Here is a 20,895-nt window from a genome sequence, read left to right on the forward strand (position 1 = left end):
AAACCGGGAAATCTCTGTAGGCAAAGTAGCAAATCTGACGCCGCCACGGGCGGCGTCAGATGATTGCCGTCACTTACTTCAGGGCCGCGAAGGCGCGCTCGGCAGCGTCCAGGGTCAGCTTCAGCTCGGCTTCGCCATGGGCGATCGACGTGAAGCCGGCTTCAAAGGCACTCGGCGCCAGGTACACGCCGCCTTCGAGCATCAGGTGGAAGAAGCGCTTGAACAGGTCGGCATCGCTGCCCATCACGTCATCGAAGGTGACGATGTCGTCGGCGCCGCTGAAGTACAGGCCAAACATGCCGCCGGCTTGAGTGGTGACGAACGGGATACCGGCGGCGTCGGCACGCACTTGCAGGCCGTCCAGCAGGCGGGTGGTGTAGTCGGTCAGTTCGGCATGGAAGCCCGGACGGCTGATCAGGCGCAGGGTGGTCAGGCCGGCCGCCATCGCCAGCGGGTTACCGGACAGCGTGCCGGCCTGGTACACCGGGCCCAGCGGAGCGATGTGCTGCATGATCTCGCGCTTGCCGCCGAAGCAGCCCACCGGCATGCCGCCGCCGATGATCTTGCCGAAGGTGCTCAGGTCCGGCGTGACGCCGTAGTGCGCCTGGGCGCCACCGAGGGCGACGCGGAAACCGGTCATCACTTCATCGAAAATCAGCACCACGCCGTGTTTGTCGCACTGCTCGCGCAGACCCTCGAGGAAACCCGGGGCCGGCGGGACGCAATTCATGTTGCCGGCGACCGGCTCGACAATGATGCAGGCCACCTCCTGACCGACGTCAGCGAGCATCTGCGCGACGGCGTCAATGTCGTTGAATGGCAGGGTCAGGGTGTGTTTGGCAAACGCCGCCGGCACGCCGGCCGAACTCGGTACGCCCTGGGTCAGGGCGCCGGAACCGGCTTTTACCAACAGGCTGTCGGAGTGGCCGTGGTAGCAACCTTCGAACTTGATGATGCTGTCGCGGCCGGTGAAGCCACGGGCCAGGCGGATTGCGCTCATGGTGGCTTCGGTGCCGGAGCTGACCATGCGCACCATTTCCATCGACGGCACGATCGAGCAGACCAGGTCGGCCATCTCGGTTTCCATCGCGGTCGGAGCACCGTAGGACAAACCGTGCTGCAGTTGCTGGCGAACGGCGTCCAGCACGTCCGGATGGCTGTGACCGAGGATCATCGGGCCCCAGGAGCCGACGTAGTCGACGTAGCGCTTGTCATCTTCGTCGGTGACATAGGCGCCTTCGGCATGCTTGAAGAACAATGGCGTGCCGCCCACGCTCTTGAACGCACGCACGGGGGAGTTCACACCGCCGGGGATGTGTTTCTGGGCATTGGCAAACAGGGTTTCGGAACGGGACATGATGGAAGTCTCTCTGAAATCAAATCTTAAGAAGGGCGTTGAAAGCACGGGCACGGCGCGTGACTTCCTGGGTGCTGTCGGCGCCGAACAGGCCGTGCACCACGGCGAGCAGGTCGGCCCCGTGGGCCACCAGCGGTTCGGCGTTTTCCAGGGTGACGCCGCCGATCGCACAGATAGGCAGGTGCAGGCGTTTGCGCGCCTCGGCCAGCATGTCAACGGTGGCGGCCGGGGCGCCAGGTTTGGTCGTGGAATTGAAGAAGCGCCCGAAGGCGACGTAGCTGGCGCCTTCCCTGGCGGCCTGTTCGGCCAGTTCGATCTGACTATGGCAGGTGGCACCGATGATCGCCCTGGAGCCGAGCAGCGCCCGGGCCGGGGTCAGCGGGCCGTCGGTCTGCCCCAGGTGCACGCCCACGCCCAGGCGCGCGGCCAGTTCGGCGTCATCGTTGATGATCAATTGGGTCGTGTAGCGCGAGCACAGTTCCCGCAGCTTTTCGGCCTCTCGCAGGCGGCGCGCTTCGTCGCTGCTTTTGTCGCGGTACTGCAACAACGTCACGCCACCGTCCAGCGCCGCTTCGACGTAGGCGAGGAATTTGCCGGCCAACAGTTGGCTGTCGGTGATGGCGTAAAGGCCACGTAGTTTCATCGGGCAGGCCTCTCGGTATTAAGAGCAGAAATCCAGCGGCAGACGGCGAGGCACGAACTGGCCCTGGCCGAGTCGTTCGGCGTCACGCAGGGTGCGCCAGGTGTAGTCGAGCGCCGACTGCACGGCGCTCACCAACCCTTCGCCCTGGGCGATTCGCCCGGCAAGGGTGCTGGCCAGCGTGCACCCCGAGCCGTGATAGCTGCCGGGCAAGCGTTGGCACGTAAAGGTATGGCGGCTGCCGTCGCGGCTGTACAGGCGATTGTGCACTTGCTGCTCATCGCCGTGGCCGCCGGTGATCAGCAGGTGCTTGACGTAGGGCAACAGCTTCTCGGCGCATGCGTCGGCACTGCCGTCGGGCAGTTCGGCGAGAATGCGCGCCTCGGGCAGGTTGGGCGTGGCGATCAGTGCCAGGGGCAACAGTCGCTCGCGCATCGCATAGCCGACGTCATCCTTGCCCAGGCTGCCGCCGCCGCCGGCACGCAGCACCGGGTCGCACACCACCGGCAGGTGCGGGTGCGCCTGCAGCAGTTCGATCACGGTGTCGACCATGGCGGTAGACCCCAGCATGCCCAGCTTGACCGCCGCGACTTCGGAGTCGCCGAGCACGGCGTTGGCCTGGGCCAGCACCCACTCGCGGTCGAGCACAAGAAAGTCACTGACATTGACGGTGTTCTGCACGGTCAGCGCGGTGACGGCCGTAGCGGCGTGGCAGCCCTGGGCGAGCAGGGCTTCGATATCGGCCTGCAAGCCGGCGCCACCACTGGGATCATGGCCGGAGAGACAGAGAACAACGGGGCGAGAGCTGTAGATATTCATGGTGCGCGAGCTTACCACCAAACGCTTTTTGCGTGGCCGTCCGGCGATAGCTGAATGTTGCCCTGCGCCGAGACGTTTCGGGCGGCTGACAATTGTCATCAAATGCGCTGAAAGCCACGTCCCAGGGCCGTCCGAAAATACTTCCAATGGTGTCTAATGGCCTTTACCGGCTATGCTAGAGTTCATTCAAACAACTTTCTGTATTGCCGGTGTACGTCTTCTCAAAAGGAATGGAGGAGCTTTTTGCCTTAACCGGCCAGGCCACGCTGGGGCTCTATGCGCTATTTGCTGATTTTATTATTGTGCGGGTTGCCGCTGTTGGCGGGCGCCGTCGAGTTCAATCAGAGCACCCGAAGCCTGCCATTGGGCCGGGTCATGCAAGTGCTCGAAGACCCCACCGGCGGCCTCACCATTGCCGACGTCAGCTCGCCTGCCTACGCCGCCCAATTCAAGACCCATGACGAACCCACCCTCAATGCCGGTTATTCGCACTCGGTGTTCTGGCTGAAGGTCAACCTGCATTACACCGCCGTTGACCCGCGCTCCCCGCGTACCTGGTTTCTGGAACTGGCTTACCCGCCGCTCAATCGCCTGGATCTGTACCAGAACGACGGCACCGGCAATTATCGTCTCACCACCCGCACCGGCAGCGCGTTACCGTTTTCCAGCCGCGAGGTGCGCCAGAGCAACTACCTGTTCAAGCTCAACTTCGTGCCCGACCAGCGGCAGACGGTCTACCTGCGCCTGCAAAGCCAGGGCTCGATCCAGGCGCCGTTGACCCTCTGGTCCGGCACCGCCTATCTGGAAGAGCAGCCGCTGCGCTTGTATGTGCTGGGCGCTATCTACGGCGTGTTGCTGGGCATGCTGATTTACAACCTGTTCATTTATTTGAGCGTGCGCGACACCAGCTACCTCTATTACATCCTCTACATCGCCTCGTTTGGCCTGTACCAACTGTCGGTCAATGGCGTGGCGGTGGAATACTTCTGGCCGAACAACCCGTGGTGGGCGAATGCGGCGGTGCCGTTTCTGATCGGCGCGGCCGCCTTGTTCGGCAGCCTGTTCGCGCGCAGTTTTCTGCACACCGCGCAGCACAGCCGCTGGCTCGACCGCATCCTGCTGGCGCTGGCGGCCTGTGGTGGGGTGGTCATGGCGCTGGCGCTGCTGACCAGCTACGCGGTCGCCCTGCGCCTGGCCACCGGCTTGGCATTGGTGTTTACCGTGACCATCTTCGTGACCGCGATCAAGGCCTGGTATTGCGGCCAGCGCATGGCGCGTTATTTCATCATTGCCTGGTCGGCGTTTTTACTCGGCGGGGTGATCAATACGCTGATGGTGCTGGGCTACTTGCCCAACGTCTTCCTCACGATGTATGCCAGCCAGATCGGCTCGGCCATCGAAGTGGCGCTGCTGTCCCTGGCCCTGGCCGACCGCATCAACGGCATGCGCGAGCAGCAGGCGCAGATCCTGTTCGACGCCAGCCAGAAGCTCGAAGTGCTCAATCAGCAACTGGCCCGCAGCAATCGGCTCAAGGATGAATTCCTCGCCACCTTGACCCATGAGTTGCGCACGCCGATGAACGGCGTCATCGGCTCCCTTGAACTGATGCAGACCGAACCCCTGGGCGACGACCTGGCGCAGTACCAGCAAGCCGCCGCCGGTTCGGCGCGGGACATGATGCGCATGGTCAACGGCATTCTCACCCTGACCGAGTTGCAGGCCGGCCGCCTGGTTGCCCGGCCCCAGGTGTTCGGCCTGCGCGGCGCGCTGGAAACCTTGCGCCAACAGTTCACGCCCAGCGCCCAGGCCAAGGGCCTGGCGTTTTCCATTGACGTCGCCGATGCCGTGCCGGACCGCGTGATCGGCGACGCCGACAAACTGATCCAATGCCTGGACTGCCTGCTGGACAACGCCTTCAAATTCACCCACCACGGTGCGGTGCGCCTGCGCGTGGTAGGCCTGCCCCAAGCCGATGGCAGCTTGCACCTGAGCTTTATCGTGACCGACACCGGGATCGGCTTCGCCTTCCTTGACGAAGCCACGCTGTACCAACGCTTCTTCCAGCTCGATGGGTCGATGACCCGCGAATACGGCGGGCTGGGCATCGGCCTGGCGATTTGCCGGCAGTTGATCGAGCTGGTGGGCGGGCGCCTCACCCATCATTCGGAGCCACGCAAGGGCAGTCGCTTCCAACTGGAAGTGGACGTCAAGCCAATGCCGCCGGAGCCCAAGCCGGCCGCGCAATCGCTGCCTGCACAACGCGCGCCGCAGGATTGCACGGTGCTGCTGGTGGACGACAACAGCGTGGTGCAACTGGCGGTGCGGGGCATGCTGCTCAAACTGGGTTATCGGGTCAAAGCCGTGGATGGGGGGCCGGCGGCGCTGACGGCGCTGCAGGAGAACAGGTTTGATGCGGTGGTGCTCGATGTGCCTGAGGGCGGCTTCTCGTTGTGCTGTCAGATTCGTGCCTTGCCGGGCTGCGGTGAATTACCGGTGATCGGCATGAGCACTGCACTTAATGTCACAGATCGCGAGCGCTGCCATGGCATCGGCATGAGCGAGCACCTGGCCAAGCCGGTACGGTTCGAGGCCTTGCAGGCCGCGCTGGAGCGTCTCGTACTGTGTCCGCAAGAGGGTGAAAGCGCCGTGAATTCGGCGCGTATGCCACTTTTTTAACCTGAGTGACGGTGCTTAACTGAAAATCAGGCCTCGATATCACGTGGCCTTTTTCCAGGAGGCCCGTCATGAATCCGCACCGGTTTGCCGAAACCCACGACGTCACCAACCAGCCACCGTCCCTGGACGGCACCAACCTGTATCGCATCGACCTGCCCCTGCAAGAGTGGGCGCGTCGCTTTGGCGCCGGCTGGGCCGAGTCGCGTATCGATGCCTATGGTGCGTTGGCCGGCGGGCCGTTGATGGAGGCCGGCTTCCTGGCCAATCAGAACAAGCCGGTGTTCAGCAGCCATGACCGTTATGGTCACCGGATTGACCTGGTGGAGTTTCACCCCGCCTACCACGAACTGATGCGCACCGCCGTCGAACATGGCCTGCCGTCGCTGCCGTGGACCGATCCGCAATCCGGCGCCCACGTGGCCCGCGCCGCCATGACCTACTTGCACACCCAGGCCGAAGCCGGCAGCGGCTGCCCGCTGACCATGACCTTTGCCTGCGTCCCGGCCCTGCAGTTGCAGCCAGACCTGGCTGAGCTGTGGCTGCCGAAGATCCTCTCGACCCAATACGACCTGCGCAACCTCGGCATTGCCCATAAAGGCGGTGCCACAATCGGCATGGCCATGACCGAAAAGCAGGGCGGCACCGATGTGCGCGCCAACACCACTCGCGCCTACCCGGTGGGCGCGGGTGGTCCGGGGCAGGCCTATGAACTGGTCGGCCACAAATGGTTCTGCTCGGCGCCGATGTGTGACGGCTTCCTCACCCTGGCCCAGACCGACAAGGGCCTGACCTGTTTCCTGCTGCCCCGGCATCGCCCGGATGACACACGCAACGAGTTCTACATCCAGCGTTTGAAAAACAAACTCGGCAACTGCTCCAATGCCTCCAGTGAAGTGGAGTTCCGTGGCGCCCTGGCCTGGATGATCGGTGAAGAGGGGCGCGGCGTGCCGACCATTATCGAGATGGTCGCCATGACCCGCTTCGATTGCATGGTCGGTTCCAGCGCGCTGATGCGCCAGGCATTGACCCAGGCCAGCCATCACTGCGCCCATCGTTCGGTCGGTGGCCGCGTGCTGAGCGAACAACCACTGATGCAGAACGTGCTCGCTGACCTCGCCCTGGAAAGCGAAGCGGCCCTGGCCTTGAGCCTGCGCATGGGGCGGGCGCTGGATCACCTGGGCAATGAACAGGAGGCCAAATTCGCCCGGCTGGTGACGGCGGTGGGCAAGTATTGGATCTGCAAACGGGCGCCGGCCATGATCAATGAGGCCGCTGAATGCATGGGCGGCGCGGGCTATGTCGAGGACAGCATCCTGCCGCGTCTGTACCGTGAGGCACCGGTGAATTCGACGTGGGAAGGTTCCGGCAACGTGCAATGCCTGGACGTGCTGCGGGCACTGTCCAAGGAACCCGGTGTGCTGGAGGCGTTGTTCGTCGAGCTGGGCGACGGGCATGGCGACCGGCAATTGGCGCGACACATCGAGCGGTTGAAGTCAGCGTTTATGGACACCCAGGATATCCAATACCGCGCCCGTCAGCTCACCGAGGACATCGCCCTGGCGTTGCAGGCCAAGCTGCTGCTGGAGGCCGGTAATGCGGCGGTCAGCGATGGGTTTGTGGCCAGTCGGTTGGGTGAGTCGTCGGGCCGGGTCTACGGCGCCCTGCCGCGTGGGGTGGATGTGGAAGCGCTGGTCGCCCGTTCAACCCCGCCATCTCCTTGAATAAACGCGGTCAAGTGTGGGAGGGGGCTTGCCCCCGATAGCGGTGTGTCAGCCACTACATCTGGTGGCTGATACTCAGCTATCGGGGGCAAGCCCCCTCCCACATTTTAAAGAGCATTCCAACTCTGGTGTTTCAGTGAGGCAGGGATACAGGCAAGATAAAGGCCTGCAAGTCCAGAACACAGGATGCTTACCGTGACCGAAGCTTTTGTTGTCGTTCAAACCGCTGAAGAGGCCGTGGATCGGCTGGCGGCCCTGCATGAGCGTGCGACTGGCGCGCTCAATCAAGCCCTCAAGCAATACCTCAAGGATCGCGTCGAACCCGACGCCGAACAACGCGCGCAGTTTCGCTACCCGGAACTGCGCCTGACTTACCACTGCCACGGCGAAGTCCCACAGACCACCCGGGCCTACGCCAAGGTGCAATTGCCGGGTACCTACAGCGTTACCGTCACCCATCCGGCGGCGTTCCGTAAGTACCTGCTGGAGCAACTGGTGCCGCTGATGCACGACTTCACCGTGACGGTGGAAGTGGGCGTCAGCCAGCAGAACATTCCGTACCCGTACGTGGTGGAGCAGGGCGACGAACTGGCCGGTTCCGGCGTGACCGCCGCGACCCTGGCCCGCGTGTTCCCCAGCACCGACTTGTCTGCCGCCACCGATGGCATTGCCGACGGTCTCTATGACTGGGAAAACACCGACCCGCTGCCCCTGGCCCTGTTCGACGCGGCGCGTGTGGACTTCTCCCTGCGCCGCCTGGTGCACTACACCGGCAGCGACTGGCGCCATGTGCAGCCGTGGATTCTGTTGACCAACTACCATCGCTACGTTGACCAGTTCATCCTGCATGGCCTGGAGCAACTGCGCAGCGACCCACGCTTTATCCGCATGGTGCTGCCGGGCAACGTGGTGATCGACAAGAGCATGGACCACGGCGAAGCGTCGGCGATTGCCGCGGGCGTGGTCTGGCATCGCTACCAGATGCCGGCCTACCACCTGCAGGCCACTGATGGCCATGGCGTGACCCTGGTGAATATCGGCGTGGGCCCGTCCAACGCCAAGAACATCACCGACCACCTGGCCGTGCTGCGCCCGCATTGCTGGCTGATGATCGGGCACTGCGGCGGCCTGCGCCAATCCCAGACCATCGGCGACTACGTACTGGCCCACGCCTATATGCGTCGTGATGGGATTCTCGACCGCGTGGTTCCGCCGAACATCCCGATCCCGGCCCTGGCCGAGGTGCAACTGGCGCTTCAGCAAGCGGCGGCGAACGTCACCGGCGAAAAAGGTGAAGAGCTGAAAAAACGCCTGCGCACCGGCACCGTATTGACCTACGACGACCGCAACTGGGAACTGCGCTGGGCCCAGGAACGACCGCTGATCAACCTGTCTCGCGCCGTGGCGGTGGACATGGAAAGCGGCACCATCGCCGCCCAGGGCTACCGTTTGCGGGTGCCGTACGGCACGTTGTTGTGTGTGTCGGACAAGCCGCTGCACAGCGAGATCAAGTTGCCGGGTTCGGCCAACGCGTTCTACGAGCGCGCCGTCAGCCAGCACTTGAAGATCGGCATCGAGGCCGTCGACCTGCTGCGTACCGAACTCAACTCGCTGCACTCGCGCAAACTGCGCAGCTTCGACGAGCCGCCGTTCCGCTAAGCGGTGGGGATGGTCATTTAGCGGTCAGGCCTCTAGCATTGTGGGTCCTGACCGTTAGATGCTCCCTTGCCATGTCCCGTCCCACCCGTCCCGATGCGCGCCGCCCCGGCGTGAAACCCCCGCATGCAGGCCCGCGCCGTGTCGCCAAGGCGCCGCCGGCCGAGCCAAAACTGATCCTGTTCAACAAGCCTTTCGATGTGCTGACCCAGTTCAGTGACGAAGGCGGGCGCGCGACCCTCAAGGATTTCATCGATATCCCCGGCATCTACCCGGCCGGCCGCCTGGACCGTGACAGCGAAGGCCTGTTGTTGCTGACCAATGATGGCCAGTTGCAGGCGCGCATTGCCGATCCCAAACACAAGCTGGCAAAAACCTACTGGGTGCAAGTCGAAGGCGAACCGACCGAAGAACAACTGCAACGCTTGCGCGACGGCGTGGAGCTTAACGACGGCATGACCTTGCCCGCCGAGGCGCGGCAGTTGGAAGAACCCGAATTATGGCCGCGCAACCCGCCCGTGCGTTTTCGCAAAAGCGTGCCGACTCATTGGTTGGAGTTGGTGATACGTGAAGGGCGCAATCGCCAGGTGCGGCGCATGACCGCGGCGGTGGGCTTGCCGACGTTGCGCCTGGTGCGCGTGCGGATTGGTGACTGGTCTATCGACGGCCTCGATCAGGGCCAATGGAAGGCCGTACCGGCACGTTTATAAGGCGCCGGATTCGATCAGCCCGATCACCACGCTCTTGATGATGAACGCGGCCACGCCCAGGCCCAGCACGAAAAACAGAATGAACGAGCCAAAGCGCCCGGCCTTGGATTTCTTCGCCAGGTCCCAGACGATAAAGCCCATGAAAATAATCAGGACAGTGACCAGGCCGGTCATCATCCATTCTTCGAACAGGGCGGGGTCGATGTTGTTCATGGGGCTTCCTACTAAGGCAGGCGGGAAGTATACGGCAGCGTCACAGGCGCAACATTGACCTGGGTCGAAGCACAATCCAAATGTGGGAGCGAGCTTGCTCGCGAAAAACGTCAACGATACCGCGTGCTTTCTGAATGAACGCGGCGCCTGTGCGTTTTTCGCGAGCAAGCTCGCTCCTACAACAAGCAAGCCCCTTGAACTTCGTTGTCCTCAGGTGCGCAGGTGGGTCAATGGCAGTTCGGTGCTGTTGAGCACCTGGTTCAGCACAAAGCTGGAGCGCACGCTGGTCACGCCTTCAATCCGGGTCAGGTGCCCCAGCAGCAGCTTCTGATAATGGTCCATGTCCGGCACCACCACCTTCAACTGATAGTCGGCGTCCATCCCGGTCACCAGGCTGCATTCCAGGACCTGGGGCAAGGTACGGATGGCCGCTTCGAAATTCTCGAAACGTTCCGGCGTATGCCGGTCCATGCCGATCAGCACATAGGCCGTCAGGCTCAGGCCGAGCATCTTGCGGTCGAGCAACGCGACCTGGCGAGCGATGTAGCCGTCGTCTTCCAATTGCTTGACCCGGCGCGAGCAGGGCGAAGGCGACAGGCCGATACGCTCGGCCAGCTCCTGGTTGGAGATCCTCGCGTCGCGCTGCAATTCCGCCAGAATACTCAGGTCGTATCGGTCAAGCTTGCTCATTGGGTTGGCCTTTGTCGTAACTATTGCGGTGAATTATCCATGAAGGGTTAAAAATTGCGCAAGCACTGTTTATTGACGCAATCTTCGCAATCATCCGTCGGGCGCAGGCCTGTATCTTTATCAACAGAATCACCGCCTGGACAACAGTCCACAGCAGCGCGCCCAATCAGGCCCGCTGCGGCCGCCGCCCCAGCAGGGTTGAGCCGGCCTCCAGGCTGCACACTGTCCACAAGACGGCGTGAGGTGAGCCAACGTCAAAAGCGTTGAGCCAGGACGAAGTTCTCAAGGGGTGGCCGACGGGTCACCCCTTTTCTTTTGCGTTCAAGAAAATAGTGCTGGTGACTGATAACCTGTCTCAGAACCGGGCGAGGCTTTCCCAGTCTCATGAACAAGCCCTAACCCGCAGTGAGGAAAAGCATGAAGCGCATCTGGCGTATGGCAGGTGTTGGTTTGCTGGTGGTCAGCGTCGGCACGCAGGTAATCGCCGACGAGCGCGATAACTCACCGGGCCAGGGGCCGCGCCCACAGGGCGGTGGCCAGCATGAGCGGGGGCCGGAAGGCGCAGGTCGTCCGGACAATAACCCGCCGCGCCCGCAGGCCCCGCCGGTTGATCGCGGCGGCCACAATGGCGGCGGCCAATGGCAAGGGCGTCCGCCGGTCAATGAACCGGGGCGACCGCAGCCGCAGCCGTCCAATAACCTGCCGATCCAGGGCCGGCCCGATACCGTGCGCCAGACCCAGGAACCGCGCCAGGGTTACTACCGCGACATTCCCCGGCGCAACGACGACAACCGCCACTGGGAGGCCGGCGGTCCCGGTTCGCGCCCCGGCGACAATGGTCATCCCAACGATAACCGCTGGGATAACCGCTGGCCTGGCCGCCCCGATGGGCATGGCAATGGTTGGGGCCCGGGGCCGCAGCATCGCCCCGGCTATGTCGTCGACCGTTTCCCTGACCGTAATTACCGCGTGCCGTATCGCGGCCAGGATTACTTTTTCTCCGGCGGCTACTGGTACCGTCCACAAGGCCCGCGTTATGTGGTGGTGAGGCCACCGTATGGCATCCGGGTGCAGTATTTGCCGGACTACGCGCGTGAAGTCTGGGTGGGCGGTTCGCTATTGTTTCTGGCGGCTGGCGCCTACTACGCCTACGAACAGAACACCCAGCAATACGTGGTAGTGGAACCGCCGGCGCAGGTGCCGGCGCCTCAGCCTGCGCCGCAAGGCAACGGCTATGACGTGGTGGCCTACCCTGCCAACGGGCAATCCCCGGCTCAGGTGCAGCAGGACGGTTACGATTGTTACCGCTGGGCCGCGCAGCAAAGCGGCTTTGACCCGCAGACCGCCACCTACGCCCCCGACCCTGCGGTGGTGCAGACCTACCGCCAGGCCCAGGGCAACTGCCTGGGCAGTCGTGGGTATCAGGTGCAGTACTAGGTCTTGTTGCCAGTGACCACTTCCCGCGGGTCGGCGTGCACCAGCACTTCGGCGCGTGGGTAAGCCTGGTGAATGGCGTCGGCGGCCTGGTCGCTGATGCTGTGGGCCACCGACAAGGTCAATTCCCCCGGCAACTCCAGGTGCAACTGCACAAACCAGTGGCTGCCCGAAATGCGTGTGCGCAAGTCGTGGGCGCCCAGTACCCCGGGTACGCTACGGGCCAGTTCAAGCATGTGCTGGCTGACGTCCGGCGGTAACTCTTCATCCATCAACACGGCAAAGCTTTCCCGGGCAATCTGGATCGCACTCCACAGGATGTAGGCGGCGATGCCCAGGCCGAACCAGGCGTCCACCTGATTAAAGCCAAAACCGGCGAGCACCAAGGCCACCAGGATGCTGCCGTTGAGCATCAGGTCGGAGCGATAATGCAGCGAGTCGGCGCGTACCGCGTTGGAGCCGGTTTCGCGGATCACCCGATGTTGCAGCATCAACAACGCCACGGTCAGCACCAGTGAGAACACGATCACGCCGATGCTCAGCCAGGGCGCGCCCACGGGTTCCGGGTGCTGCAGGCGTTGATAGGCCTGCAAGGCGATCAACACCGCGCTGCCACCGATAAACAGCGCCTGGGCCATCCCCGACAGCGACTCCGCCTTGCCGTGACCGTAACGGTGGTCATCATCGGCGGGGCGCAGGGCGTAGTGCACCGCCAGCAGATTGAGCAGCGAGGTCACGCCATCGAGCAGCGAGTCGGTCAACCCGGCGAGCATGGCCACCGAGCCACTGAACCACCAGGCGATGGCCTTGGTGACAATCAGCACACAGGCCACGCCCACCGAGGCGCGGGTGGCCAGGCGCAGAAGCCTGGCGTGTTCGGGACTGCTGGTCATGGGCTGTCCTTATGCGGCGGGCTGCAGGCCCAGAGACGCCAATTGGTGCACGCTGCCCTTGAACTGGATCAGGCGCGGATCGTCCAGCGGCAAGGTGCGGCCGGTTTCCGTCTGGATGATGCTTTGCAGCTTGGCGTTATCGACCTTGCCGTCGGCGCCGATGGCTTCGTGCAGTTTTTCCGGCGCGACCTGGGCGGTCTTGCCCGGTTCGAAATAGATCGCGCCTGTGGCGAAGTCGACGCCGAACGCGATCAGGCCGGGGATCACGTAGAACAACAAGCCGACCGCATCGAGCACGGCGATGGCCGGGTCGATCTTGCCGTTGATCTGACCGCGCCGGTCGGGGTAGAAAATCGAACCGCAGGCGGTGAGTTGGCTCAGCAGGGTGACGGCCAAGACACCGCCGATGACACGGGAAGCGATACGCATGAAAAAGTCTCCTGAACACAATTGATACATGACTATATCGCACCGCCTGATCGTTCCCACGCAGAGCGTGGGAACGATCTCAGTATGGAAGCGATGTTATTCAGACCAGAGCAAGCCTCCGGCCGTTCGCCGTTATACTCGCCGCTCTGCTTTGGAGCCAGTATGAATTCGTTGCCGATTGATGATGTTTTACCCGCCCTGCGTGACGCCTTGGCGATTCGCCACGAAGCCGTGCTGGAAGCGCCCCCCGGCGCCGGTAAAACCACCCGCGTGCCCCTGGCATTATTGAATGAGCCCTGGCTCGCCGGGCAAACCATCCTGATGCTCGAACCCCGGCGCCTGGCTGCGCGGGCCGCCGCCGAGCGGCTGGCCAGCGAGCTGGGTGAAAAGGTCGGTGAAACGGTCGGCTATCGCATTCGCCTCGACAGCAAAGTCGGCCCCAATACTCGCATCGAAGTGGTCACCGAAGGCATCCTCACCCGTCGCCTGCAGGACGACCCGGCGCTGGACGGCGTGGGCCTGCTGATCTTCGACGAATTCCACGAGCGCAGCCTCGACGCCGACCTGGCGCTGGCCCTGAGCCTCAACGGCCGCGAGCTGTTTCGTGACGAGCAGCCGCTGAAAATCCTGCTGATGTCCGCCACCCTCGAAGGCGAGCGCCTCGCCAGCCTGCTGGATGACGCACCAATCCTGCGCAGCGAAGGGCGCATGTTCCCGGTGCAGATGCGCTGGGGGCGGCCGTACCAGGCCGGGGAATTTATCGAGCCACGGGTGGTGCAGACGATTCTTGAAGCTCTGCATGACGAAACCGGCAGCGTGCTGGTGTTCCTGCCGGGGCAGGCGGAGATTCGCCGGGTCAACCAGCAGTTGGCCGACGCCCTGGGGGATCGCCCTGATGTGTTGTTATGCCCCCTGCATGGCGAGCTGGACCTCAACGCTCAACGCGCGGCCATCGACCCGGCGCCGGCCGGCAAGCGCAAAGTGGTGCTGGCCACCAACATCGCCGAGACCAGCCTGACCATCAACGGCGTGCGCGTGGTGATCGACGCCGGGCTGGCGCGGGTGCCGCGTTTCGACCCGGGCAGCGGGATGACCCGCCTCGACACCCAGCGCACCTCCCGCGCCAGCGCCACCCAGCGCGCCGGTCGGGCAGGGCGGTTGGAGCCAGGCGTGTGTTATCGGTTGTGGTCCGAAGACCAGCATGACGGTCTGGCCGCGTATGGCAGCGCGGAAATACTCGCCGCCGACCTGGCCGGGCTGGCCTTGCAACTGGCCCGTTGGGGCGTGACGCCCAGCCAGTTGGTATGGCTGGATGTGCCGCCCGCCGCTGCGTATGCCCAGGCCCAGGAACTGCTGCAACGCCTCGGCGCATTGAACGAAGAAACCCTCACCGCCCATGGGCAGAAGATGGCCGAATTGCCCGCCCACCCGCGTATCGCCCATCTGTTGTTGCGCGGGCAGGACCTCGGGCTGGCGGCGATGGCCTGCGACGTGGCGGCGCTGTTGGGCGAACGCGATATCTTGCGCGGTGGTGGTGCGGACTTGCACAGTCGCCTGGCGCTGATGTCCGGCGAAGAGCGCGCCCGTGGTACCCAGGGCGGGGTGCAACGGGCCAGGCAGTTGGCGCGCCAGTATCGCGGTTATTTAGGAGGCAAGGCCAGCCAACCGGTGGCCGACCCCGACCACCCTCGCTGGCTCGGCGCCCTGCTGGCGCTGGCCTATCCGGACCGCGTCGCTCAACAGCGTCGCCCCGGTGGCGCCGAATACCGTTTGGCCAACGGCCGCGCGGCGCTGTTCGCCGATGCCGACAGCCTGATGAAACAACCCTGGCTGGTGATCGCTGACTTGGGTAGCCGCCAGGGTCAACGTGAAGAGCGCATCTACCTGGCGGCGGATTTTGATCCGGCGCTGTTTGATACGGTGCTGGCCGAGCAAGTGCGCAACGTCGACCAGCTGGATTGGGATGAACGCGAAGGCGTGCTGCGCGCCGAACGCCAGCGCAAGGTCGGCGAGTTGGTGCTCAGCCGTGAACCTCTGACCGGCCTCGACGAGTCTGCCCGCAGCCAGGCGCTGGTCAATCTGGTGCGCCGCAAAGGCCTGGAGCTACTGCCCTGGACCCCGGAGCTGCGCCAATGGCAGGCCCGTGTGATGCTGCTGCGCCAACTGGACGTCGGCCACACCAGCGAATGGCCCGATATCAGCGACAAGGCCCTGCTCGCCAGCCTGGAGCACTGGCTGATGCCCTACCTGGGCAAAGTCTCGCGCCTGAGCCATTTTGCCAACCTGGATATTTCCAGCTACCTGCACAACCTGCTGCCCTGGCCACTGCCCCAGCGCCTGGATGAACTCGCGCCGCAGCATGTGAAAGTGCCGTCGGGCTCGTCGGTGCGCCTGGACTACAGCGAACAGCCGCCGATCCTGGCGGTGCGCCTGCAGGAGCTGTTCGGGCTGGCGGATACGCCACGGATTGCCGGTGGGCGCCAAGTGGTGAAGTTGCACCTGCTGTCGCCGGCGCGGCGGCCGGTGCAGGTCACGCAGGACCTGGCCAACTTCTGGCGCAGTACCTATGCCGAGGTGAAAAAGGATTTAAAGGGGCGTTACCCCAAGCATTACTGGCCGGACGACCCCCTGGTGGCCGAAGCGACCGCCAGGATCAAACCCCGAAAGTAGCCACAATGGACATCCCCTGTGGGAGGTAATGCCGTTCAGTTAAGGCATTTTGTAGGAGCGAGCTTGCTCGCGAAAAACTCACAGGCGCCGCGTTCATTCAGGAAGCACGCCTTATCGTTGACGCTTTTCGCGAGCAAGCTCGCTCCTACAGAGCACGATATACGCTTAACTGAACGGCATTACCTGTGGGAGGGGGCTTGCCCCCGATAGCGGTGTACCAGTAACAGCTGTACTGACTGACACACTGCCATCGGGGGCAAGCCCCCTCCCACATTTTATTGCGCGGCAGGCAGCAGGAAGCGGGCGATGACCGGTAAATGGTTGGAGATGCGCAAGGTGTCTTCCTGCCTGACCTTGGCCTCGACCCGCTTGATCCGCGCGCTGTAGAACAGGTAGTCGAGCGTACGATCCGGCCCCTCGAGGCTTGGGTCATTGGGGAAGTGCGTCAGCCATTGCTTGCGGTCGATGCCACTGGATTCACTGTTGCTCGGGATCATCGGGTATTTGTCCCACAACAGGTGCAACTCACTGTCCGGCGAATACTGGCCGCGTTTTTGCGCATCAAGGCGCAGGAATTGGCCCAGCGGCAGCAGATTGAAATCCCCGCCGATCAGCCAGGGTGTGCCACGGCCTTCGAGTTTATCCAGTAACTTCACGGTGGCCTCCACCTGCTCCTGCACCGCACTGCGCCCAGGCATACCGCCGTCCAGGCGTGTGTTGAGCACCGCCAACTGGCCACCGTCACTCAGCGGCAGGTAAGTCAGCAACAAGGCGGGCTTGGGCTGGAACTGGCGGCTGATGAAGTTGGCATCGGCGGTCGGCAGTTGCAGGCGCTCGGCGTGTTCGATCTGGTAGCGGCTGAGGGTGGCCAGCTTGCGCCCGACGCTGCCGAAGATGGGCAGGCTGGGCACAAAGTCGGCTTTCCAGTCGAATGCCTGGGTGCTGCACGGGTAGAGGTCGACCAGCCGCTCCTGCAACAGCGCGAGTTGATCCTGGTAATGGGAGGGCTTGGCGCCTTCGTCGATTTCCTGCAACAGCAGGATGTCGGGCTGTTCGTCGCGGATCACCCGCGCCACTTCGTCAAGGCTGAAGGCCATATCCTCAACCGTGGGCCGTTCGTCCGGGCCGCTGCCGTCGGGGGTGTCGTACCAGAACACGTAGTTCTTGCCGGCCAGGTACTGCACGTTCCAGGTCATCACCTTGAGCGCCTGCCCCGGCAGCAGGGTCGGCGCACGCGGCGCCACGCAACTGACCGGCAGGGTCTCCTTGTCGGCCGGGCGCCAGGTCAGGCTGTAGATCAGTGCCGCCAACAGGCCTGCAATCAGAAGCAGGCTCAACAGGGTGATGCGCAATAAACGGGTCATCGGCTCGGCTTATGTGCGTTTCAGAAGAGGCACGGAGCATATCACCGCGCGTCGGCGTCGCCACCGATCAACATGAATAAACGGAACAGCACCACACTGGTAAACAGTTGCAGGAAACTGTGGGCGCTGTCCATCAGCAGCCCCAGCAGCGGCGCGGGTTCGGGATACGCCGCCACGCTGGCGCCCTTGAGCAGCCACAGCGGCGTCATTACGCACAGCAGGCACACCAGGATGCGCCAGAAATGCCCACGGGTCAGGCGCAGGCTTTCCTTCATCGCTTCGAGCGCCGACATGCCGCGTAACACCAGCAGGTATTCGGCAAACGCCAGCACCACCATCAGCCACAGGCCCGGCAGGAAGTACAGCGACAGCCCGAGCAGAATCAGCAGTGTGCTCATGGCGGTCAACAGGGCGAAGCGCGGCCACATGGCCAGGGCCAGGGCCCACACATCCCGGGTACGTGGCGATTCACCGCGGGTGCGGGCGTCGAGGAACAGGATCAGGGCGCCGGTGTACAGCGGATACACCAGTAACCCCACCACCACGCTGTAACCGCTGAAGGCCTCCGGGCCCAGCATGTGGTCGAGCACCTGTTGCAACAGGGCTTCGAGGATCACCAGCGGCAGGCACAGCTGGACGATGGCGCCCAGGTTGCGCAGGGTAAAGCGGAAGGAGTCGCGCAGCACGTCTAACGGATTCATCAGAGTCATCACAGGCCGAAAAGCAGGGACACACTTTAACCGATAGCCGGGCTGGGCAAGCAAACGTAAACCTTGAGTAAAGACCATTGAAACAATTGGTAACAGCCCCATAACTAGGACGTACCTTGCCTGATGTCAGGCGGGACCCTGATTTTTACCGGCAATCTAACGAGGTCGCCATGAACAGCGAAGAACAAACCCTGATCGATGGACTGTTTTCACGCTTGCAGCAAGCCGAGACGGACTCAGCCCCCCGCGACGCCCAGGCCGAAGCGCGGATCAAGGAACACATGACTCGCCAACCGGCCGCCGGCTACTACATGACCCAGTCGCTCCTGGTGCAGGAACACGCGCTGCAAAGCCTGGATGCGCAGAACAAGCAGCAGGCCCAGCAGATCCAGCAACTGCAGGAAGAATTGCAGCGCGCCAAATCCGCGCAACCGGCCCCGGCCAGCGGCGGTGGTGGCTTCCTGTCGAGCATCTTTGGCGGCGGTTCGCGCGAGGCGCAGCCTGCGCCGGGTAATTCGGGCGGCGGTTGGCGTGAACCGGCGCGGCCATCGTTCAACGCGTCGGCGCCGCAGCAGAATTATCAACAGCCGCCACAACCGGCCGCCGCCGCACCAGTCGGCAGCGGGTTCCTCGGTGGCGCCATGAAGACCGCAGCCGGCGTGGCCGGTGGTGTATTGCTCGCCGAGGGCATCAGCAGCCTGTTTCATCACAACCAGCAGCCGCAGGTGGTGGAAGAGATCATCGAACAACCGGCGCCGGCCAGTGATCAAGGTGGCTGGGGCAACGATGACCAGAAGTTCGCCGGGAATGACAACTGGGGCAGCAACAACGCGGACAGCGTCGCCGACAGCGATTATGTCGACGATTCCTCCGCCTTTGGCGACGACGATTCCTTCGTCTGACCCGCTCGACCCGGGGCGCTGCGTCGCCCCGGTCTGATTTTTTCCCGGAAACCTCCCCATGGCTGGCATACTGGCAACCTTTCCGGGCGCTGGCGCCTGGCGGTCAGTGAGGAAGTGCGGTGAAGAAAATTGCAGTGTTCGCCGATGTGCAAAACCTCTATTACACCGTCCGCCAGGCCTACGGCTGCCACTTCAACTACGCGGCGCTCTGGGCTGATATCAGCGCCCATGGGCAGATCGTCGAGGCCTACGCCTACGCCATCGACCGTGGCGACAGCAAACAGCAGCAGTTCCAGCAGATCCTGCGCAACCTGGGCTTTACGGTAAAACTCAAGCCTTACATCCAGCGCAGCGACGGTTCGGCCAAGGGCGACTGGGACGTGGGCATCACCCTCGACATCATGGACGCCGCCGACCATGTCGACGAAGTGGTGCTGGCCTCCGGCGACGGGGATTTCGACATGCTGCTCGAGCGCATCATTCACAAGCATGGCGTGCAAGCGGTGGCCTACGGCGTGCCGGGGCTGACGGCCAACTCATTGATACGCGCCGCCAGCCGCTATGTGCCGATCGAAGGCGCGTTGCTGCTCAAATAGGCGCGGCGGCTCAATACATTGTTGAACGGAGTTGGAACAGGTTTGGAACGTATAGCGGTCATTGACTTTGAAACCACCGGCATCACCCCGAGCAGCCACTGCCGGGCCACGGAAATTGGCGTGGTCATCCTTGAGCGCGGGCACATTGTCGACCGCTACCAGAGCCTGATGAATGCCGGCGTGCGCGTGCCCGGCTTCATCGAACAACTCACCGGCATCAGCAACGCCATGCTGCGCAACGCGCCACCGGCCGAGCGGGTGATGAATGAGGTCAATGAGTTCGTCGGCACCACGCCGCTGATGGCGCACAACGCCGCGTTCGACCAGAAGTTCTGGGACTTTGAACTGGGCCTGATCCGCCGCACCCGCCTGCAGAAATTCGCCTGCTCCCTGCTGCTGGCCCGCCGCCTGATGCCGGCGGCGCCCAATCACAAGCTCGGCACCCTCAACAGCTACGCCCAACTGCCCCACACCGGCCAGGCTCACCGGGCGCTGGCGGATGCCGAGATGGCCGCCAACCTGACGGCGCACCTGGCGCGGGAACTGCGCCAGACCCACGGCCTGCGCGAACTGTCCCACGACCTGCTGTGCACCTTGCAGAAAGTGCCGGCCGCGAAGATCAATGAGCACCTGAAGAAACATCGCGGGTTCTGAGGCCTGGGCACGGTTTCAAGACCACTGAATTTCCAAATGTGGGAGGGGGCTTGCCCCCGATAGCGGTGGGTCAGCTACAGATAAGCTGGCTGGTACACCGCAATCGGGGGCAAGCCCCCTCCCACATTGGGTGATGCGTCGCCTATCGAGGTTGCGCACACTCCAAAGCCTGATCCACCACCCCCTTCGCCATCTCCACCAAATGCATCACCGCCCGCTGCGGCGCCTTCATCACCTCACCCGACGCGTGGGCCGTCTCCACCGCGCAATGCAGCAAATCCGCCGCATGGGCCAGGGCGTCTTCGAAGCTCAGGTTGTCATTCAGGATAAAAATGGGCGCGTCCGGGGCGGAGGCCTTGAGGTAGTAGTCGATGGCACGACGGTGGAGCAGGGCGTCTTCGCTGGGGAAATCGGGTTTTGACTTGGGTGGGTCGGGGGTGACTTTGACCATGGTGAAACTCCTTGCTGGAAGAAGTCGACACCGTTCGCTTGCACGCGAATTAGGGTGGCAACTGTGCGTAGGTGTGCAAGACCGGGGCAAGGATCCAAACCCAGCAGGCCCGAAGGCCTCCCACGCACAGCCGCCATAACAGGCATATCGGCTGTAGGTTTATTTATGATCTTGCTTGCCGTCGGACTTGCACGTCCGGTCACCGAACATTCGATGACAGGCCGAGACTAGCTACCGAATCCGACGGAAACAAGGCCGTGGGATTCTCTCGGAAACGTCCCGCAAATGAAAGGGATCGGTCTTGCTGGCC

At 63.3% G+C, this 20,895-nt stretch carries 19 protein-coding genes; 9 read left to right on the plus strand and 10 right to left on the minus strand.

Going from position 1 to position 20,895, the window contains the following annotated elements; all coding sequences use genetic code 11:
- Window positions 1-73 precede the first annotated feature (73 nt).
- From hemL to BFP89_RS18545, 3 genes are read right to left on the minus strand one after another with little or no spacing between them, the layout of a single operon-like run.
- Window positions 74-1,357: a glutamate-1-semialdehyde 2,1-aminomutase gene (gene hemL, locus BFP89_RS18535; protein WP_065886863.1), complete on the minus strand. Its 1,284-nt coding sequence runs from the start codon at window positions 1,355-1,357 to the stop codon at window positions 74-76.
- 19 nt (window positions 1,358-1,376) lie between these two features.
- Window positions 1,377-2,000 (minus strand): thiamine phosphate synthase, encoded by a 624-nt coding sequence (gene thiE / locus BFP89_RS18540; protein WP_065886864.1) that lies wholly within the window; start codon window positions 1,998-2,000, stop codon window positions 1,377-1,379.
- 18 nt (window positions 2,001-2,018) lie between these two features.
- Window positions 2,019-2,816: a hydroxymethylpyrimidine/phosphomethylpyrimidine kinase gene (locus tag BFP89_RS18545; protein ID WP_065886865.1), complete on the minus strand. Its 798-nt coding sequence runs from the start codon at window positions 2,814-2,816 to the stop codon at window positions 2,019-2,021.
- Window positions 2,817-3,092: 276 nt separating this feature from the next.
- Here BFP89_RS18545 and BFP89_RS18550 point away from each other — a divergent pair, with 276 nt between their 5' ends.
- The 4 genes from BFP89_RS18550 (at window position 3,093) to BFP89_RS18565 (ending at window position 9,579) form a co-directional block, all read left to right on the plus strand.
- Complete coding sequence (locus BFP89_RS18550) at window positions 3,093-5,492, plus strand: hybrid sensor histidine kinase/response regulator (protein WP_065886866.1); 2,400 nt, start codon at window positions 3,093-3,095, stop codon at window positions 5,490-5,492.
- A 68-nt stretch (window positions 5,493-5,560) separates the two neighbouring features.
- Window positions 5,561-7,213, plus strand: a complete 1,653-nt coding sequence (locus tag BFP89_RS18555) for an acyl-CoA dehydrogenase family protein (protein ID WP_065886867.1) — start codon at window positions 5,561-5,563, stop codon at window positions 7,211-7,213.
- A gap of 186 nt (window positions 7,214-7,399) precedes the next feature.
- Entirely contained in the window at window positions 7,400-8,872 is a 1,473-nt protein-coding gene (gene amn, locus BFP89_RS18560; protein ID WP_162303223.1) for an AMP nucleosidase, read from the plus strand.
- A gap of 71 nt (window positions 8,873-8,943) precedes the next feature.
- Window positions 8,944-9,579 carry a pseudouridine synthase gene (locus BFP89_RS18565; protein WP_065886868.1) on the plus strand — a complete coding sequence of 212 codons (636 nt, stop codon included), beginning with the start codon at window positions 8,944-8,946 and terminating at the stop codon, window positions 9,577-9,579.
- Here BFP89_RS18565 and BFP89_RS18570 read toward each other — a convergent pair.
- Both BFP89_RS18570 and BFP89_RS18575 read right to left on the minus strand, forming a co-directional pair.
- Entirely contained in the window at window positions 9,574-9,783 is a 210-nt protein-coding gene (locus BFP89_RS18570; RefSeq protein ID WP_032884769.1) for a DUF2788 domain-containing protein, read from the minus strand. The two genes, BFP89_RS18565 and BFP89_RS18570, sit on opposite strands and share 6 nt — an antisense overlap.
- A 219-nt stretch (window positions 9,784-10,002) precedes the next feature.
- Window positions 10,003-10,482: an Lrp/AsnC family transcriptional regulator gene (locus tag BFP89_RS18575; RefSeq protein WP_003194418.1), complete on the minus strand. Its 480-nt coding sequence runs from the start codon at window positions 10,480-10,482 to the stop codon at window positions 10,003-10,005.
- A gap of 417 nt (window positions 10,483-10,899) precedes the next feature.
- Here BFP89_RS18575 and BFP89_RS18580 point away from each other — a divergent pair, with 417 nt between their 5' ends.
- On the plus strand, window positions 10,900-11,919 hold the full coding sequence (locus tag BFP89_RS18580) for a DUF6515 family protein (RefSeq protein ID WP_065886869.1): 1,020 nt from the start codon (window positions 10,900-10,902) through the stop codon (window positions 11,917-11,919).
- Here the strand turns inward: BFP89_RS18580 and BFP89_RS18585 are convergent.
- Both BFP89_RS18585 and BFP89_RS18590 read right to left on the minus strand, forming a co-directional pair.
- The gene (locus tag BFP89_RS18585; protein WP_065886870.1) at window positions 11,916-12,809 is read right to left on the minus strand and encodes a cation diffusion facilitator family transporter; all 894 of its coding nucleotides are present in this window, start codon (window positions 12,807-12,809) and stop codon (window positions 11,916-11,918) included. The genes BFP89_RS18580 and BFP89_RS18585 overlap by 4 nt on opposite strands.
- 9 nt (window positions 12,810-12,818) lie before the next feature.
- Window positions 12,819-13,238 carry a polyribonucleotide nucleotidyltransferase gene (locus BFP89_RS18590; protein ID WP_065886871.1) on the minus strand — a complete coding sequence of 140 codons (420 nt, stop codon included), beginning with the start codon at window positions 13,236-13,238 and terminating at the stop codon, window positions 12,819-12,821.
- Between the two features lie 162 nt (window positions 13,239-13,400).
- Here BFP89_RS18590 and hrpB point away from each other — a divergent pair, with 162 nt between their 5' ends.
- Window positions 13,401-15,908 (plus strand): ATP-dependent helicase HrpB, encoded by a 2,508-nt coding sequence (gene hrpB / locus BFP89_RS18595; RefSeq protein WP_065886872.1) that lies wholly within the window; start codon window positions 13,401-13,403, stop codon window positions 15,906-15,908.
- Window positions 15,909-16,183: 275 nt separating this feature from the next.
- On the opposite strand, the gene BFP89_RS18600 is transcribed toward hrpB, so the two are convergent.
- Together BFP89_RS18600 and BFP89_RS18605 are read right to left on the minus strand one after the other, a co-directional pair.
- On the minus strand, window positions 16,184-17,272 hold the full coding sequence (locus tag BFP89_RS18600) for an endonuclease/exonuclease/phosphatase family protein (protein WP_065886873.1): 1,089 nt from the start codon (window positions 17,270-17,272) through the stop codon (window positions 16,184-16,186).
- Window positions 17,273-17,313: 41 nt separating this feature from the next.
- The gene (locus BFP89_RS18605) at window positions 17,314-17,973 is read right to left on the minus strand and encodes a YciC family protein (protein ID WP_065886874.1); all 660 of its coding nucleotides are present in this window, start codon (window positions 17,971-17,973) and stop codon (window positions 17,314-17,316) included.
- Between the two features lie 179 nt (window positions 17,974-18,152).
- Here BFP89_RS18605 and BFP89_RS18610 point away from each other — a divergent pair, with 179 nt between their 5' ends.
- From BFP89_RS18610 to BFP89_RS18620, 3 genes are all read left to right on the plus strand, one after another.
- Window positions 18,153-18,884, plus strand: coding sequence for a DUF2076 domain-containing protein (locus tag BFP89_RS18610; protein ID WP_065886875.1), 732 nt, complete (start codon window positions 18,153-18,155; stop codon window positions 18,882-18,884).
- A 119-nt stretch (window positions 18,885-19,003) separates the two neighbouring features.
- The gene (locus BFP89_RS18615) at window positions 19,004-19,480 is read left to right on the plus strand and encodes a LabA-like NYN domain-containing protein (RefSeq protein WP_057724933.1); all 477 of its coding nucleotides are present in this window, start codon (window positions 19,004-19,006) and stop codon (window positions 19,478-19,480) included.
- A gap of 42 nt (window positions 19,481-19,522) precedes the next feature.
- A complete protein-coding gene (locus BFP89_RS18620) occupies window positions 19,523-20,134 on the plus strand; it encodes a 3'-5' exonuclease (protein ID WP_057724934.1) in 612 nt (203 codons plus the stop codon).
- Window positions 20,135-20,276: 142 nt separating this feature from the next.
- On the opposite strand, the gene BFP89_RS18625 is transcribed toward BFP89_RS18620, so the two are convergent.
- The gene (locus BFP89_RS18625; protein ID WP_065886876.1) at window positions 20,277-20,585 is read right to left on the minus strand and encodes a DUF6124 family protein; all 309 of its coding nucleotides are present in this window, start codon (window positions 20,583-20,585) and stop codon (window positions 20,277-20,279) included.
- Between the last annotated feature and the right edge of the window lie 310 nt (window positions 20,586-20,895).

It is taken from the genome of Pseudomonas sp. 31 R 17 (assembly GCF_900004915.1).
GTDB classification, from domain to species: Bacteria; Pseudomonadota; Gammaproteobacteria; order Pseudomonadales; family Pseudomonadaceae; genus Aquipseudomonas; species Aquipseudomonas orientalis_A.

Bases quoted from the DNA above. Each gene is read 5' to 3' on its own strand.
- hemL (WP_065886863.1), bottom strand. From the start codon at position 1,357: ATGTCCCGTTCCGAAACCCTGTTTGCCAATGCCCAGAAACACATCCCC.
- thiE (WP_065886864.1), bottom strand. From the start codon at position 2,000: ATGAAACTACGTGGCCTTTACGCCATCACCGACAGCCAACTGTTGGCC.
- BFP89_RS18545 (WP_065886865.1), bottom strand. From the start codon at position 2,816: ATGAATATCTACAGCTCTCGCCCCGTTGTTCTCTGTCTCTCCGGCCAT.
- BFP89_RS18550 (WP_065886866.1), top strand. From the start codon at position 3,093: ATGCGCTATTTGCTGATTTTATTATTGTGCGGGTTGCCGCTGTTGGCG.
- BFP89_RS18555 (WP_065886867.1), top strand. From the start codon at position 5,561: ATGAATCCGCACCGGTTTGCCGAAACCCACGACGTCACCAACCAGCCA.
- amn (WP_162303223.1), top strand. From the start codon at position 7,400: ATGCTTACCGTGACCGAAGCTTTTGTTGTCGTTCAAACCGCTGAAGAG.
- BFP89_RS18565 (WP_065886868.1), top strand. From the start codon at position 8,944: ATGTCCCGTCCCACCCGTCCCGATGCGCGCCGCCCCGGCGTGAAACCC.
- BFP89_RS18575 (WP_003194418.1), bottom strand. From the start codon at position 10,482: ATGAGCAAGCTTGACCGATACGACCTGAGTATTCTGGCGGAATTGCAG.
- BFP89_RS18580 (WP_065886869.1), top strand. From the start codon at position 10,900: ATGAAGCGCATCTGGCGTATGGCAGGTGTTGGTTTGCTGGTGGTCAGC.
- BFP89_RS18585 (WP_065886870.1), bottom strand. From the start codon at position 12,809: ATGACCAGCAGTCCCGAACACGCCAGGCTTCTGCGCCTGGCCACCCGC.
- BFP89_RS18590 (WP_065886871.1), bottom strand. From the start codon at position 13,238: ATGCGTATCGCTTCCCGTGTCATCGGCGGTGTCTTGGCCGTCACCCTG.
- hrpB (WP_065886872.1), top strand. From the start codon at position 13,401: ATGAATTCGTTGCCGATTGATGATGTTTTACCCGCCCTGCGTGACGCC.
- BFP89_RS18600 (WP_065886873.1), bottom strand. From the start codon at position 17,272: ATGACCCGTTTATTGCGCATCACCCTGTTGAGCCTGCTTCTGATTGCA.
- BFP89_RS18605 (WP_065886874.1), bottom strand. From the start codon at position 17,973: ATGAATCCGTTAGACGTGCTGCGCGACTCCTTCCGCTTTACCCTGCGC.
- BFP89_RS18610 (WP_065886875.1), top strand. From the start codon at position 18,153: ATGAACAGCGAAGAACAAACCCTGATCGATGGACTGTTTTCACGCTTG.
- BFP89_RS18625 (WP_065886876.1), bottom strand. From the start codon at position 20,585: ATGGTCAAAGTCACCCCCGACCCACCCAAGTCAAAACCCGATTTCCCC.